The organism is Chitinophaga flava (genome assembly GCF_003308995.1).
Lineage (GTDB): Bacteria > Bacteroidota > Bacteroidia > Chitinophagales > Chitinophagaceae > Chitinophaga > Chitinophaga flava.
Genome location: NZ_QFFJ01000002.1, coordinates 3,928,566 through 3,945,031, shown reverse-complemented (window position 1 = coordinate 3,945,031; position 16,466 = coordinate 3,928,566). Strand labels below are relative to the sequence as shown.

The 16,466-nt window shown below is 47.9% G+C and carries 12 protein-coding genes and 2 tRNA genes; 12 read left to right on the top strand and 2 right to left on the bottom strand.

Annotated features, from left to right (window positions below; translation table 11 throughout):
* Positions 1-46: 46 nt before the first annotated feature.
* Entirely contained in the window at positions 47-1,030 is a 984-nt protein-coding gene (locus DF182_RS30880) for an NAD-dependent epimerase/dehydratase family protein (RefSeq protein WP_113619598.1), read from the top strand.
* 17 nt (positions 1,031-1,047) lie between these two features.
* Here DF182_RS30880 and DF182_RS30875 read toward each other — a convergent pair whose 3' ends face one another.
* Positions 1,048-2,265 (bottom strand): porin, encoded by a 1,218-nt coding sequence (locus DF182_RS30875; RefSeq protein ID WP_161964328.1) that lies wholly within the window; start codon positions 2,263-2,265, stop codon positions 1,048-1,050.
* Between the two features lie 280 nt (positions 2,266-2,545).
* Positions 2,546-3,370, bottom strand: coding sequence for an XRE family transcriptional regulator (locus DF182_RS30870; protein WP_113619596.1), 825 nt, complete (start codon positions 3,368-3,370; stop codon positions 2,546-2,548).
* A gap of 71 nt (positions 3,371-3,441) precedes the next feature.
* Between DF182_RS30870 and DF182_RS30865 the strand changes: the two genes are divergently transcribed.
* From DF182_RS30865 to treY, 11 genes are all read left to right on the top strand, one after another.
* Positions 3,442-4,176: an ImuA family protein gene (locus DF182_RS30865; protein ID WP_113619595.1), complete on the top strand. Its 735-nt coding sequence runs from the start codon at positions 3,442-3,444 to the stop codon at positions 4,174-4,176.
* Between the two features lie 4 nt (positions 4,177-4,180).
* Complete coding sequence (locus DF182_RS30860; protein ID WP_113619790.1) at positions 4,181-5,674, top strand: Y-family DNA polymerase; 1,494 nt, start codon at positions 4,181-4,183, stop codon at positions 5,672-5,674.
* 11 nt (positions 5,675-5,685) lie between these two features.
* A complete protein-coding gene (locus DF182_RS30855; protein ID WP_113619789.1) occupies positions 5,686-8,910 on the top strand; it encodes an error-prone DNA polymerase in 3,225 nt (1,074 codons plus the stop codon).
* 5 nt (positions 8,911-8,915) lie between these two features.
* On the top strand, positions 8,916-9,533 hold the full coding sequence (locus DF182_RS30850; RefSeq protein WP_113619594.1) for an alpha-ketoglutarate-dependent dioxygenase AlkB family protein: 618 nt from the start codon (positions 8,916-8,918) through the stop codon (positions 9,531-9,533).
* A gap of 253 nt (positions 9,534-9,786) precedes the next feature.
* Positions 9,787-9,860: transfer RNA gene (locus DF182_RS30845), tRNA-Arg, on the top strand.
* A gap of 143 nt (positions 9,861-10,003) precedes the next feature.
* Positions 10,004-10,077, top strand: a tRNA-Arg gene (locus DF182_RS30840).
* A gap of 101 nt (positions 10,078-10,178) precedes the next feature.
* Entirely contained in the window at positions 10,179-10,709 is a 531-nt protein-coding gene (locus tag DF182_RS30835) for a GNAT family N-acetyltransferase (protein WP_113619593.1), read from the top strand.
* 147 nt (positions 10,710-10,856) lie between these two features.
* Positions 10,857-11,060, top strand: coding sequence for a hypothetical protein (locus DF182_RS30830; protein ID WP_113619592.1), 204 nt, complete (start codon positions 10,857-10,859; stop codon positions 11,058-11,060).
* Positions 11,061-11,317: 257 nt separating this feature from the next.
* Entirely contained in the window at positions 11,318-11,767 is a 450-nt protein-coding gene (locus tag DF182_RS30825) for a response regulator (RefSeq protein ID WP_113619591.1), read from the top strand.
* A gap of 68 nt (positions 11,768-11,835) precedes the next feature.
* On the top strand, positions 11,836-13,683 hold the full coding sequence (treZ, locus tag DF182_RS30820; protein WP_113619590.1) for a malto-oligosyltrehalose trehalohydrolase: 1,848 nt from the start codon (positions 11,836-11,838) through the stop codon (positions 13,681-13,683).
* On the top strand, positions 13,673-16,366 hold the full coding sequence (treY, locus tag DF182_RS30815; RefSeq protein ID WP_161964327.1) for a malto-oligosyltrehalose synthase: 2,694 nt from the start codon (positions 13,673-13,675) through the stop codon (positions 16,364-16,366). Before treZ ends, treY begins: the two co-directional genes overlap by 11 nt.
* Positions 16,367-16,466 lie beyond the last annotated feature (100 nt).

The following is a 16,466-nucleotide window of genomic DNA, read 5'->3' as shown; positions in this document are numbered from 1 at the left end:
CAATAGGAGATGTCTACCTTTGTGTCATCACAATGAATGATAGAATATGCGAATTTTAGTTACCGGCAGTTCAGGGCATCTGGGTGAGGCCCTGGTACGCAGCTTGACAGCAATGCATTATAATGTGAGGGGAATAGACAGGATAGCTGGTCCGTTTACGACTGATGTTGGATGTTTGACCGAACCCGGGTTTGTACAGCGGTGTATGAAGGACGTGGAGACTGTTTTTCACGCAGCAACATTGCACAAACCTCATGTAGAAACACATTCCATTCAGCAGTTTATTGATGCCAATGTTTCCGGTACGTTGAATTTGCTACAGGCCTCTGTTGCAGCAGGTGTAAAGCGTTTTGTGTTTACCAGCACAACGAGTGTTTTTGGTGAGATACTGGTGCCACCACAGGACCAACCTGCTATCTGGATCACACCGGAAGTGATGCCTGTTCCCAAAAATATCTACGGTATCACCAAAATAGCTGCGGAAGACCTGTGCAGGCTCTTTTACAAAAAAAATAAACTGCCCTGTATGGTGTTACGCACATCCCGTTTTTTTCCGGAAGCTGATGATAGTAAATCGAAGAGAGAGCTCTATGAAGATGCCAATCTCAAAGTCAATGAATATCTTTTCAGGAGAATAGATATTGAAGATGTGGTAAGCGCGCATCTGGCCGCAGCGGAAAGAGCGGAGGAGAGAGGTTTTGCAAAGTATGTAATTAGTGCTACCACACCTTTCTCTCCGGAAGATGCACATGCATTGCAGATAGATGCACCGGCTGTAGTACAGAAATATTTCCCGGATTATCAGCAGTTGTATACACGTTTAAACTGGAAGATGCAGCCTTCTATTGAGCGGGTATATGACAATGCCAAAGCCCGTATGGAGCTGGGTTGGAAACCGGTCTATGATTTTGGCCATATCCTGATGTTGTTGAAAAGCGGAATGGATTTTCGCAGTCCGCTGGCTCAGCAGGTTGGTTTAAAAGGCTACCACGACCGGGTGTTTGAAGAAGGCCCTTATCCGGTTAGCTAAATAAAAAAGGGGTCAACCTAAAATGCATTGACAGAATACAGCACTCCAACGGCAAACAGGTTTAAATGCTGGTTGTCATTCGCATCGGCTACCACATGCCTGAATTTTACCTGGTTGTAATAGTAATACCCGAACAACTTCATATGCTGGCTGGGGATAGGCTGGTATTCCAGGCCTGCAACGATGCCAATGTTTTCCCGGAAATTTTTTCCGATAGTACTGTTATTCTTTGTCTGACTGTCTGATTCTAAAATCCCCTTGGCAGTAATGAACCATCCTGGAATAAATTCATAGTCCATTCTTAACACGGCGCCTTTATAATGGATATCCCTTGCAAACACCGGGGTAAAAGCAGGATTGACCATTTGCTGGTACTTATTGATCGATGGAGTAGCAAGATTTATGTAATCTACTGCCAGTGCAGCCCACTGCAGGTCGAGATAAGCTTGGAATTTGTTCAGTATGACTTTATTACCCAATGCCACAGAGTGATTGGTTTTACCCGACGCATATTGTGAAATATCATAACTCCAGAAAGTAAGGAATTTTTGATTGAACATTTTGCCCTGCCAGGTGGCGTAGACACCCATCGGGTTTTTGGCGCCCTTCAGGCCATCAGCGGGGTATCCTGCATTGGCTTGTGTGGTGTTGAAGGATGAGTTGTCTGTATTGTGTAGCTGGAGGAAGAAGCTATGATTTTGGTTCACCTGGTATCCAAAGCGTATGGCCATCATGAATAAATTGGTCTGGAAGTTGACAAACTCAGAGTATTGATACTCGTAAGTGGGATCATTTTCAAACTCCCAGCTTCCCACAAACGCAGCTTGTTTTCCGACGTTTACAGACCATTTTTTCTTCCTCCCGAACCTGTAATTTACGGCGGCATAATCCAGTGATCCCGGGGCATTGTCCAGATCTTTGGGCATCTGCGAGCTGTTAAGGTGGTACCGGACTCTGAAGTCAAGGTCCGGCACAATGGTGCCTAATACTTCAAACCGGGCTTCATTCAGGCGGATAGACGATTGTCTTCCTCCATCCGGGATTTCCAGTGAGCTTCGCAGCAGGAAATTCATGTGGATATTTTCCAGTATATCCGGTTTCCTTTTTATTAAAAAAGATGATTCATCTTTCACACGACTAGTACTGGTATCATTGGCAGGAGCCGATAGCGGAGATGGCTGGGCAAACAAATAACCAGATGAACAGATAAGAGTGATGGTTAGTAGTAGTTTCATATTCATATGTTTCCGATTGACTGATTAGCCAACGTTTCTTCAACAATGATCATCCACGCATTGTTTAAGACAACAGGTTGTGTTGCACAAGGGCAATTCCTCAAGGGGTCACAGGAGGTTACTGTTGTCAATTATTACTACGTATATTCCTGGGTATCTTACTGAGTAGGTAGGCTAAGGAGAGCTGAGGGAAGGGATTCGCAAGAAGCTCTTCCCTCAGCTGTAGGGGGAACAATGGTGTACAATTCCTGACTGGTTACATAGAGTGCTTATTGAACCCTTAATTTGTTGCATTCGTATTAGATACTAATCTTTCTACTTTCGCATCCAGTTTCCCCAATGCCTGCAAAATCGCATCCATATCCGGTTGCGGGGTTAAGTCTGTATTCGTCCAGTAGCTGTTGTATTTCCACATTTCCAATACTTCGCTGACAGGAAGATCATAGGGTTTGAACAAAGGATTCAGTGAAACGAGGTGTAACTGGCCGCTTTGCTGAATGCGGTTGTAAACCATCTTGAATACAATGCCTTCATTTTTGGTGATCACCACGCAGGGGGTGCCATCTTTGAGATGAGACCAGTCCTGGATATACTCCACGATGACAAATGCCCCTTCCGGCACAGGCAGCATCGATTCCCCTTTAACAGGAAACATCCGAAACTTCCGGTCGGCAGGAAGTTGTGGCATATGGAATACCGGCAGGCTGGAGATATAGTCAGGATCGGTATAACCGGCGGTATATCCGGCCTGTGCCTTATGAGACACCATCTCCACCTGCTCCTTATTGTCTGGTGTGATGGTGGTAGCCAGTACGCGCATTTTTTTTCCCGTTATGTAGCTCATATCACCGGCTTCCAGTTCCCGTAGCCGTAGTTCCCCCAGTTGGGACAGGTCAAGTCGAACAAATGTATCGATGTCAATCTTAAAAAAATCGGAGATCAGAATCTGGTCTTCCAGTGGCGGATTTCTGGTAGCGCCGGTTTCCAGTGCTTTCAGTTTAGTACGGGTGCATTGCAGGGCTGTTGCCAGATCGTCCTGCGTCATTTTTTTCCGGTTACGAAGAAATTTCAGGTTATGGGCCCAAAAATTATTTTGTTCTTTCATATTTTTTTGGCATTATTACTGCCGGTAAATTGGCATTATTAGTGCCAAATATAAGTCAACTTTTTTGAAATATGAAACAGCCAGCTGAAAGAAATGAGGTGATAGCCAGGCTGAGAGGAGAGATTCTTTCTACCAGGGGGCCGGTGTTTTCATCCCATTCCCACGAATATCCTGATCTGGGGCCATTGAACAGGGCCTTTCCGGAGGATTATTTTCCTTTCCGGGGTACACATGAATTTATCAGTCATAATAGTGAAACGGCAGCTGCCACCTTGGGGTTTATGGCGGCGATGCTGAGCCGTTTGATGAAAGGTCCTGAAATGGCCATATGGGTGGGGGTGCACAGGACGCTTTTCCCGCCTGGACTAAAAGCATTTTGTCTGGTACCGGACAGGATCATTTTTGTAGATCTGGTATCAGAGAAAGACATGCTCTGGGTAGTGGAGGAGTGTCTGAAATGTAATGCACTGGCTGCGGTGGTAGGAGAAATCCCGGATGTACACCCGATTGCATTCCGACGCCTGCAACTGGCAGTGGAAAAAAGCGGAGTGCCCTGCCTGCTTCACCGGCATCGCCCGCGAAACGTGGAGAATACGGTCTGTACTACCCGCTGGATGATCACGCCGGTAGCCAGTATTACGGATGATGGTTTGCCTGGCGTAGGGTATCCGCAGTGGCAGGTGGCGTTGCTGAAAGTGCGCAACGGCAGACCGGGCAACTGGCAGCTATCCTGGGATGGACAACAGTTTCAGCATAGCAGTACAGAAAGGATGGAGGAGCAGCATGTTCATATCAAAGCAGGTTGATCATATGAAACGTTACATGTCTGTTTGGTTTCGCCATCTGGCGGCAGACCGGCTGGCGCTGCGTTATCCGGGGCTAGGGCAACAGGTTTTTGTACTGGTGGCGCCGGAACGCGGACGAATGATCATCCGCTCTGTAAGCAAAGCAGCCGGACAACTGGGGATGCTTCCGGGAACAGTACTGGCAGATGCCAGAGCAGTATATCCGGACTTGTTGTTTTATGATGATGACACTTCACAGGATAAATTATTAAGATCCCTCGCTATATGGTGTTATCGTTTTACGCCGATAACAGGCATTGACGGTGCAGATGGTCTGATACTGGATATCAGCGGTTGTGCACACCTATGGGGAGGGGAAGAAGCCTATTTCGAACAGATTGTCAGCAGACTGCAGGCCGGTGGCTACCATGTGCGTGCTGCTATTGCTGATACCATGGCGGCAGCCTGGGCCGTGGCCCGATACGGAACCACGCACCCCGTTCTTTCATCCGGTAGCCAGGCAGAAGTATTACGTCCCTTACCACCGGAGGCACTCCGGCTGGAACTGCCTGTGGTGGACCGTTTGCGGAAATTAGGTCTCACGCAGGTGGGACTGTTTATGGACATGCCACCATCGGTGTTGCGGCGTCGTTTCGGTCAATCGCTGCTGGACCGCCTTGGTAAAGCGCTGGGGCGAATACCAGAAACACTGGTGCCAGTAGCACCTCCGGAGCCTTATCTGGAGCGACTTCCCTGCATGGAGCCGATAAAAACGGCACATGGTATTGAAGTGGCTATTCAAAAGCTGCTGGAGATAATTTGTCTGCGGTTACAACAGGAAGAGAAAGGACTCCGGAAAGCACGTCTTACCTGCTACCGGACAGATGGACAACAACAATGTGTGGAGATCGGTACCAACACTCCGGTGCGTAATCTCACCCACCTGTTCAGGCTCTTTGAACTGAAGATCGAAAGCATTGAACCGGACCTGGGCATCGAACTGTTTGTGCTGGAAGCACCGGTAGTAGAAGGTCTTACTACACAACAGGAACGCCTTTGGGACCTGGATACCGGTGACAAAAAAGATGCGGTGATGAAACTACTGGACCGTCTGGAGAGCCGTATCGGCTCATCAGCTATCCATAGATATCTGCCGGAAGAACACCACTGGCCGGAACGATCTATCCGTAGTGCTACCGATGTACATGAAACCACTACCGTAGCCTGGCCGGAGCATCAGATGCGGCCTGTCAGCTTACTGGGGGCACCGGTTCGTATTGAAGTATCGGTACCTATCCCGGATTATCCTCCTATGCTGTTTATTCATAAAAGCAAAATCCATAAGGTAGTAAAGGCTGACGGACCGGAAAGAATTGAACGGGAATGGTGGATTGAAAAAGGACTGCAACGGGATTATTACCAGGTGGAAGATGAAGAAGGGGGCAGGTACTGGTTATTCCGTTCCGGGCATTATGGGGAACATAAACCGGAATGGTATATACATGGATACTTCGCTTAAATACTAACGGTATGGGCTACACGGAATTACAAGTCACAACGAATTTTAGTTTCCTCCGGGGAGCATCACATCCGGAAGAACTGGTGGAGCAAGCCGCCAGTCTGGGATATAGCGCAATCGCGATAACAGACCATAATACACTGGCCGGTATTGTACGGGCACACGTAGCGGCTAAAGAGAAAGGCATCCGGATCATTCCGGCCTGTCGCCTCGACTTGCAGGATGGGCCGCCATTACTCGCTTATCCGACAGACAGAGCAGCTTATGGCCGTTTGTCAGCATTGCTTTCTAACGGTAATCTCCGTACGGAAAAAGGCAAATGTGAACTGTATAAAAGAGATGTATATAAGTACGCAACAGGGATCAGATTTGTAATGATACCACCGGCAGGACTGGATGGAGCATTTGAACTGGATGCAGAATTTAAGAAGGCGGCGCAGGAATACCGGCACTATTTCAGGTCGGACTTATATATGGCGGCTTCCTGGTCATACCGGGGAAACGATGGAAAGAAACTGTACCGCATTGCGCAGCTGTGTGAAGAATTGCGTATCGGCATGGTAGCTACCAATGATGTATACTACCATAGCCCGGAGCGACGGGAGCTTCAGGATATAGTGACCTGCGTGCGGGAGAAGTGTACGATACATAATGCCGGCTATCGCTTGTATCAGAATGCGGAACGGTATCTGAAGCCGATTGTGGAGATACAGCGTTTGTTCAGGCGTTATCCGGAGGCATTGGAACGGGCACAGGAAATAGCCGATGCCTGCCAGTTTTCGTTGGACAGCCTGGAATATGTATATCCGGAAGAAATCACTACCGCTGGCCGCACACCCCAGGAGGAACTGGAAGTCCTTACCTGGCAAGGGGCCGGGGGACGTTTCCCGGAAGGGATTCCGGATAAAATAGAACAAACCATTCAGGAAGAGCTCACCTTTATTGCCCGAAAAAATTATGCGGCTTATTTTCTAACGGTATACGATCTGGTGCGCTTTGCCAGGAGTCAGGATATTTTGTGCCAGGGACGTGGTTCTGCGGCGAATTCCGTAGTATGTTACTGCCTGGGTATTACTTCCATCAATCCTGAAAAGGTAAACCTGTTGTTCGCCCGTTTTATGTCTGATGCACGGGATGAAGCACCCGATATAGATGTCGATTTTGAACATGAGCGCAGGGAAGAAGTGATACAGTATATCTATACAAAGTATGGACGTGACCGGGCCGGCATTGTGGCTACAGTTACCCAGCTACACTGGAAAGGCGCCGTACGCGACGTTGGAAAGGCCATGGGCTTGTCTATGGATGCAGTAGACCATTTGGCTAAATCAGGGTATGAATTTACTCAGGAATGGGAAGAGGGGAAAACAGTGTCCAGTGAAGGTTTTAATGCCAAAGATCCGGTATTGATGAAAACCCTGGAGCTGACGGAACAGTTCATCGGTTTTCCGCGGCAGCTGGGCCAGCATACCGGCGGATTTGTTATCACACAACATCAGCTGTCCGATCTTTGCCCGATTCTTAATGCCAGGATGGAAGGCCGTACCAATATTGAATGGAATAAGGATGATATAGAAGCGCTGGGATTCCTGAAGGTGGATGTGCTGGCGCTGGGTATGCTTACCTGTGTCCGTAAAGCATTTGACCTGCTCCGGCAGTATTATGACCGCCATTATACTTTAGCGAATATTCCGGAAGATGATGTTGCCGTTTATGATATGATTTGTGAAGCCGATACAATTGGCGTGTTTCAGATTGAAAGCAGGGCGCAGATGTCGATGCTGCCGAGATTAAAGCCGCGTGATTTTTATGATCTGGTGATTGAAGTTGCCATCGTAAGGCCCGGGCCCATTCAGGGAGACATGGTGCATCCCTACTTGCGTCGACGTAACGGTGAAGAGCCGGAAGAATATCCCTCTGAGGAGTTAAAAGCTATTCTTGAGCGTACAAAGGGTGTCCCATTGTTCCAGGAACAAGCCATGGAAATCGCCATGGTGGCAGCAGGATTCACAGCTGCTGAAGCAGACGGCCTTCGTCGCAGCATGGCCACTTTCAAGGCACCGGGACAGGTTACGAAATGGCGTGAGAAACTAATCACAGGAATGGTGAATAAAGGTTATCAGCCGGAATTTGCGGAACGTATCTTCAAACAGCTGGAAGGATTCGGTTCTTACGGTTTCCCGGAAAGCCATGCGGCCAGCTTTGCTTTGCTGGTATATGTTTCTTCCTATATCAAATGTTATTACCCGGATGTTTTTGCCTGTGCACTGCTAAACAGTCAGCCGATGGGGTTTTATGCGCCTTCGCAGATCGTGAGCGATGCACACCGGCATGGTGTCATTGTACGACCCGTAGATGTGAATCATTCGTATTGGGACAATACGCTGGAAGAACACGCCGGCAAGTACCGGGCGCTGAGGTTGGGATTCCGGCAGGTAAAAGGACTGGCGCAGGATGAAATGGAACGATTGATAGCTGGTCGTACCACCGCTTACGTGAATATCCATGGAATCATGGATGCAGGCGTAGCTTTAAATACGTTGGAGCGACTGGCCGATGCGGATGCTTTCCGGTCTATGGCGATGGACCGCCGCAACGCTTTATGGGAGGTATCGGCATTAGCCGACCGGCCACAGGCCCTTTTTGAAGGACAGCCATCAGAGAGTGTCAGCGAAACGACGGTAGAGCTACCACTTATGACTCCTTCGGAACATGTGGTACAGGACTATGCCACCATGGCCTTGTCGCTCAAAGCCCATCCGGTAAGTTTTGCAAGACGGCAGCTCTTTGAACACAATGTGCTGTCCATCCGGGAGCTGGATCAGTGGCCTGATGGCACGCCACTGCGGGTAGCGGGCCTGGTACTGGTACGCCAACGACCCGGCACGGCCAGTGGTGTCTGTTTTATCACAATTGAAGACGAAACTGGTAGTGCCAATCTGGTAGCTTTTGCGAAAATTTTTGAGCGTTTCCGTAAGGAGATTGTGACATCCCGTTTACTGATGGTAGAAGGAAAGTTACAGCGGGAAGGAAATGTGACCCATGTCATCATTAAAAAGTGCTATAACTGCAATGCGCTGTTAAACCAGCTTTCCCTGCCTTCAGATGAAGAACACCTGATGAATGCACCTTACAATGAAGAAAATACCCATAAAACAGTACCACCTGCTGGTAAGAAGCCTGCTCCGAAAATGATACAGGCAGAGCTTTTCCCGGCAGGCAGAAATTTTAAATAGAAATCATGCAATTGAAATTATTTGATGATGACAGACAACTGATGCTCCCGCAGGATTTAATGGAATACTATCCATCTTTTCTGAACCGGACAGAAAGTGATCAGTTATTACAACAGCTGTTAAATACGGTTCCCTGGCAGCAAAGTAAAATCATGATGTACGAAAAAGAAGTGCTGACGCCGCGTTTGTCCGCCTGGTTTGGTAGTGAGCCGATACGCAGCGGAGACCAGCGCCCTGTTTTGCCTTGGCCGGAAGTATTACAGACACTGAAAACAAAAGTGGAGGTGCACACCGGCATGTCGTTCGATGGTGTATTACTCAATTATTACAGGGATAACAACGATTCCGTAGCCTGGCATTCAGACAAGGACACAGTACCTGGTTTAAAAACAGAGATCGCATCCATCAGTATAGGAGAGGAGCGGAATTTTGATTTTCGTCGTAAAGATAACCACCGCCATCGTTATGCCATCCGGCTGGAGCATGGCTCGCTCCTGCTGATGAAAGGAGATCTGCAGCAGTATTGGGAGCATCGTATCGCTAAATCCACTCTGCCCATGAAAGCCCGGATTAACCTTACTTTCAGGAAAGTGGGCGCAGATAAAATAGTTTCTTACACCTGAACAGGGTAATGGACAGTTTGCCATCGATGGCGCTTTTATAGCGGAGGAGGGATACTAGCTTTCTATGTGATAGCCCTTCTGGCGCTGAATTGGACGGCCTATGCCATCAGGATAAATGCATCAGGTAAATCAGCAATAGTCATGTTCATCACAGTTTCGTGTAGGGGTTGACGGTAGTGTCTCAAAAAAAAATTTCAAAAAAAATTTGTTTAAATAAAAACTAATCCTACATTTGCAATCCCAAAACGGGAATGGCCTTGTAGCTCAATTGAATAGAGCATCTGACTACGGATCAGAAGGTTTCAGGTTTGAATCCTGACAGGGTCACTACTTAAAAATCACTGCATCTTAAAATGCAGTTTTTTTTAACTCAATAGAAACATACTGTTAAAAAGTAGCAGATGTAAAAAGCTGAAAAATAATTTGTTAGGATAATAAAAATCATTATCTTTGCAATCCCAAACGGGAACGGCCTTGTAGCTCAATTGAATAGAGCATCTGACTACGGATCAGAAGGTTTCAGGTTTGAATCCTGACAGGGTCACATCACAAAAGAGGTTGTTTTGGCATCGCTGAAACAACCTCTTTTTTTATTTACTTCACTCAGGAGTAATCATTAGCTTTATATACCCCAAAATCTCCTGTATGAAAGTTTATATTGAAACACTGCGCCTGTTGCTGCGAAGCTGGAAAGAAACAGACCTCCCGATTTTTATTGCGATGAACCAGGATGAACGTGTCATGGAATTTTTTATGACCAGACGTACACCAGAAAACACAACAGCTTTCTACCAGGAAATCTGCGAAGAGCTGGAGAAATACAACTTCGGCCTTTTTGCAGTGGAACGTAAAGAAGAGGGTGACTTCATCGGCTTTATCGGTTTACATCATCTTACCTATGAAGTTGACTTTGGACCCGGCGTGGAAATAGGGTGGAGGCTCATTGCAGAAGCCTGGGGGCAAGGATATGCTACTGAAGGTGCGAAGGCCTGCCTGGATTATGCCAATGAGCAAATGCATCTCAAAGAGGTATTTTCATTTACAACGCTGACGAATATACGTTCTGAAAACGTCATGAAAAAAATAGGCATGGAAAGAGTAAAGGAATTCGGTCATCCACTGGTACCCGTAGATCATCCTTTGTATCCGCATGTGTTATATCGAATATCATTCTGATCATAACCCAGCACATCAGTTCCAATCATAGCCCAGCACATCAAGCCCCAATCATAGCCCAGGACTTCAGTCCTGGGATAAAAATCAGCCTCCTCCTTTTTCATGGCATAAGTCTTGGCGCGTTACAAGGGTTAAAACTCCATCACCATGAAAAAAATATTGATTGCATCCACCATTGTAGGTACAGCTGCTGCAGGGATCATCATTTATCTGGTTAAAAAAAGCAGGGCACGGTTAATAGATAAATCTGCCGGTGTTATGGAAGACGATGTTCATACCAAACAGAAAATATTCGGCCATAATCATCATCCGCTCCAACAGGAAGATATCTATAGCAGTGCAATGGGCTGACAAAAAAATTAATGCCACCAATGACCGGCGTCACCAAAAAATGACGGCCGGTTTTTTATTTTTCCATTTTTCCTGCGATCTCCGGCTCTGCCGCTGTTGTGACTATTCTACGAAACGGGAACTTTATCTACAGCAGAAAAAAATAACTGTGTGGGGCGTTGGAATATAGTAGTAGTTTTGCACCGGCATCTCTTTTGAAGACCTGCTGGAGTAGACCGTTTTTTGTTTACCATGTGAATAATAAACTATCCGATAAAATGAGAAAAAAGATCACTTGCTTGTTGATAGATGAACAGAAAGATAGCCGTAACCAGTTTTTCCTTGCGCTCGATTTGTTACAGATAAGTAAAGCCTGCATTTGTTTTGATAATCCTGAGGAGGCTTTATCCTATGCAGCAATGCATCAATGGAAACCTGACTATATTTTCCTGCATACCAACCGGCCTGCTCTGGATGGAAAAACCAACCTCGGCCAGCTACAGCGGTTGCCCTTGCTCGCCGATGTTCCGGTTATATTTTATGCAAAGGAGTTTTGTCCGGATGATATGACCAGAATGAAGTACCTCGGTGCAGCGGATTGGCTGATTAAACTATCCAATCTGCACGCCCTGCGCGATGGGTTAAAGCTGATATTTGAAACGGTGAAGATGAAACAGCCTGCACATGGTAAACTGGTGACAGCGGAAGATTCTGCTGTATTGGTGTAGTCCGGTACCGGCTACGTTTGCCGACCGGATAGCTGGAATCAGTATTCGTAAACCAACCCCGGGAGAAGATGACACGTTATCAACAGCAAGGCGCTTTTCTCAAAGAAAACGGAGACTGTTTTTTTCGGGTATGGGCGCCGTTCCGCAAGAGTGTAACGCTTTTACTGTTGGGCAGTAAAGAGGTTTCTTATCCGATGACCTCCGAAGAAGGAGGGTACTGGAGCACTACAGTACAGGAGGTGGCCGATGGTATGCACTATTATTATCTGCTCGATGAACATCTGCAGCGCCCGGACCCCGCATCCCGGCATCAGGAGAGTACCGTACACCGGGGCTCCTGCGTTGTAGACCCCGCTGCGTTTACCTTTACCGATGACAACTGGAAAGGCCTTGAACCCCGTGACCTGATCATTTACGAACTACATATTGGTACTTTTACGAAGGAAGGCACTTTTCAGGCTGCCCGGGAAAAACTACCTGCGCTGGAAGCACTGGGCATCACTGCCATAGCACTGATGCCGGTATGCCAGTTCCCAGGCGACCGCAACTGGGGATATGATTGCGTATATCCCTTCGCGTTACACAACAAATACGGTACTACCGCTGAATTTAAAGCGCTGATCAATACCGCCCACCATCTGGGTATGGCGGTCATCCTCGACGTCGTTTACAACCACGCCGGCGGTGAAGGCAATTACCAGCCCGATTATGGACCTTATTTTACAGATAAGTACAAAACCCTCTGGGGACCCGCTGTCAATCTGGATGACAACTGGTGTGATGCTGTGCGTGATTATTATATACAGAATGCACTGATGTGGCTCGATGAGTTTCATATTGACGGCCTCCGGCTCGATTCACTGCATGAATGCCAGGATAGCAGCGCCGTCCATTTTGCGTGGGAGTTGTCTGAAGCAGCGGCCGAACTGGAGCAGCAGTCAGGCCGCCGAAAGCTGCTGATTGCCTCCACCGACCTGAACGATCCCCGTTATACCAATCCGGTGAAGATAGGAGGGTATGGATTAACCTCCCAGTGGGCGGATGATTTTCATCATGCCCTGCATGCCTGGCTGACGGGAGAACAACAAGGGTACTATGAAGACTTCGGCCAGTTCCAGCACCTTGAAAAAGCTTTCAGGGACGCGTTTGTATATACCGGACAGTATTCATCTTTTCGCAAACGCAAATTCGGGCTCCTTTCGGATGATGGTGATTGTCAGCGGATGATTGTTTTTTCCCAGAACCATGAGCAGGTGGGTAACCGAATGCTGGGCGAACGGTTGGGTAGCCTGGTTTCTTTTGAAGCGCTTAAACTGGTTGCTTCTGCCGTACTGCTTTCTCCTTTTGTCCCGCTGTTGTTTATGGGAGAAGAATATGGGGAGAAAAATCCTTTTTTGTTTTTTACGGCTTATAGCGATCCGGCACTGGTGGAAGAGGTTAAAAAAGCCCGTAGCCGCTGGTTTTCCGCTTTTTTTAATACCAATAAATCCATCCCTGATCCGCAACTGGAAGAGTCTTTTACCCGAAGCAGACTGGGATGGGACACAAGTACCCGCAGCAATGCGGCACTACTGGCTTGTTACCGCTTTCTGATAGCATTCCGGAAACACCGGCCCGCTATGCGCACAGTCAGCAAGGAATCGGTTAGCGTACGTCCTGCCGGCAAGGATCAGACATTACTGGCTATAGAACGAACCAGCGGGCAGGATAAGGTGTTGATACTACTGAACTTTAACACGGCAACGCAAACTTATTATCATACGGCCCAGGCGACATTAAAAAAAATATTTGACTCTGCCCATGAAGAGTGGAACGGCCCCGGTATAAAGGCCGCAGATGAAGTTTCTGTAAATGACACGATTTTACTGCAGCCCCTGTCTGCTGTTGTATATGAAATGGCGCATCATGAGGAATGAGTTCTTTACCCCGGTAGCTACCTACCGCATACAGTTTAGCAAGGATTTTACCTTTACTGATCTGGAAAAACAACTGGACTATCTTCACCAGCTGGGTATCACTACTATTTATGCCTCTCCCGTATTCGAAACAACACCGGGAAGCCTGTACGGCTATGATATCACCAACCCCCGCGAAATCAATAATCATATCGGTTCCCTGGCTCATATGCGCCAGCTGCATGTAAAACTCCGCTCCCTCGGCATGAGCTGGATTCAGGATATTATACCCAATTATATGGCTTTCCATTGCAACAACACCCGGTTGATGGATGCCCTGGAACGGGGTACTATTTCACCTTACTACAACTATTTCGATATCGACTGGCATCATCCGGATGCTGACCTCAAGGGAAAACTGATGGTGCCCTTTCTCAGAAAGACACTACGTGAAACCATCACCGATGGCGGTATCCGGCTTAGTTATGAACGGCAGGGACTGGGCATTACCACCGGCGGACAGCTGTATCCTTTGTCTGCCCGTACCTACCGCTGGTTGCTCAACATACTACCGCCAGGGCTTGATCCGGTCAGAGAATGGCTGACAGAAATGAAAAGTAATTTGTTGCAACGAAGGCCACTACAGGAATGGGAGGCCATGAAGAACCTGATCAAACCTCCCCGTAAACAGGCTTTTATGCCATTGTTAAACCTGGTAAACAATGATGAAAATCTGCTGTATGAGCTGCTCGACCAGCAACACTATACTTTTACAGCCAGTAGTGAAGCGGATTTTCGTATCAACTACCGCCGTTTTCTGGGTGTTAATAAACACATTGCCCTGCGGATGGAAGACAAAACTGTATTTGAGGAGTACCATGGTTTCCTGCACCGGCTCTATCAGGAGGGTATTATCCAGGGGCTGCGTATCGATCATATTGACGGATTACAGGATCCTGCCGAGTATATCTATCGTCTAAGGGAATTGTTTGGCAATAACTGTTATATCATCGCAGAAAAAATACTGGCAGGACATGAAACACTGCCCGAACGTTGGGCATTACAGGGCAGCACCGGCTATGATTTCCTGGCAGGTGTCAGCCAGCTGCTTACCGATGAAGAAGGAATGGAAAAGCTGGGACGCTTCTACCGTGCGCATTTTCCGGAGTTATCGCAATATCCCAAACTGGCCCGCAGTAAAAAACAACTGGTACTGGAAAAACAATTGAACGGTGAGTGGGACAACCTGGTTAGGGAAGCGTTCCGCCTGAAACTGGTGCTACCTGAAACAGACAAGGCAAAACTGAAAACCGCTTTAGGCGATTTTATGGTATGTCTCCCGGCAAACCGTGTTTACCCGGAAGGCTGGCCCCTGGCTCCCGCCGACGCACTGGTGCTCGACCTCGCCGTGGAAGATGCGATCCTGCGCAACCCCGCCACCGGCACCGCACTGGAGCTGATCCGCGCCTGGTGGGATTCCGATAAAAAACAGCAACAGGCCACAGCCGCATTAACATTGCTGAAGAAAATCACACAGTTTGCCGGCCAGCTTAGCCGTGAAGGACTGCAGGAAACAGCCTACTACGTATACAATGCACTGCTGTCCCACAACGAGGCTGGTGACTCTCCGGTACAGAACAAATGCACCCTCGATGGCTTTCATGAAAGGATGGCCGTTAGACAATATCTTGCTCCTTTCTCCCTGAATACCACCGCCACCCACGACACCCGCTGGGGAGAAGATGCCCGCATCCGGCTCAATGCCCTCACCATTTTCCCGGACCTGTGGATTCAGCAGGTGCAGTCATGGCATACCATGAATCATGATCTGGTAACCCTGATAGATGAAAAACCTGCACCCGATCTCAACGATGAGTATTTTATCTATCAGGCTGTCCTCGCTGGTTTGCCTGTTTCGGGTGAAACAGGTCACGGATTTACTGCACATATCGCTGCTGCTTTCCTGAAAGCGGTGAGGGAGGCTAAAGTCCACAGCAGCTGGCTAATGCCGGACACGGCCTATGAACTGGCCGGCCTGCAGTTTATCGAACAGATACTGGACCCAAACAGCGCTTTCATGGACAGTATGCGCACACTCACCGAAAAACTGGAAATACATGCACATGTGTTTTCACTGGCCCAGACACTGATTAAAATTACAGCGCCTGGTGTGCCAGATATTTATCAGGGGTGTGAACTGTGGGACTTCAGTGCAGGGAACGGCGACGGCCGTCATAGTGTGAACTATACCCTGCGCCGTAAGCTGCTGGCCGCCTGGCAGGAGGGAGATACACATGGCCATAACTGGCCCCGGGAACATACCGGTACCAAAGCCGCTGTAGGAAGAGAGAAATTATACCTGATCTGGAAAGCTTTACAGTTCAGAAATGCACATCCCGCTATGTTTATCCATGGGGAATATATACCCCTTAGCAGCGGGGACAGAAACAGCCAGATCGCCTATGCACGCAAATACCGGCAGGATTGGTGCATAGTGGTGGCCCCGCTGTTGCCCGCCGCACATGCCGGTAGCAAACATGACCTGGCCCCTTTGCCCATGCCAGCCAATTCCCCGCTGAAATGGAAAAATGTATTTACCGGCGAAATACTCACCCAGCAAAACGGCCGGCTGGTACTGTCAGGTACAGAAGCGTTTCCGGTAGCGCTTTTTAGCCCTGTGCCGGATCATAAATTCCACCGGTGAAAAATTTATTTTATACCGTTACAATATTTTAAAGTGGAAATCGTCTACCTGGTGTTTACAGCTTTAATTTTAAATTTTTAAGTTTGTATGATCTTGCTTA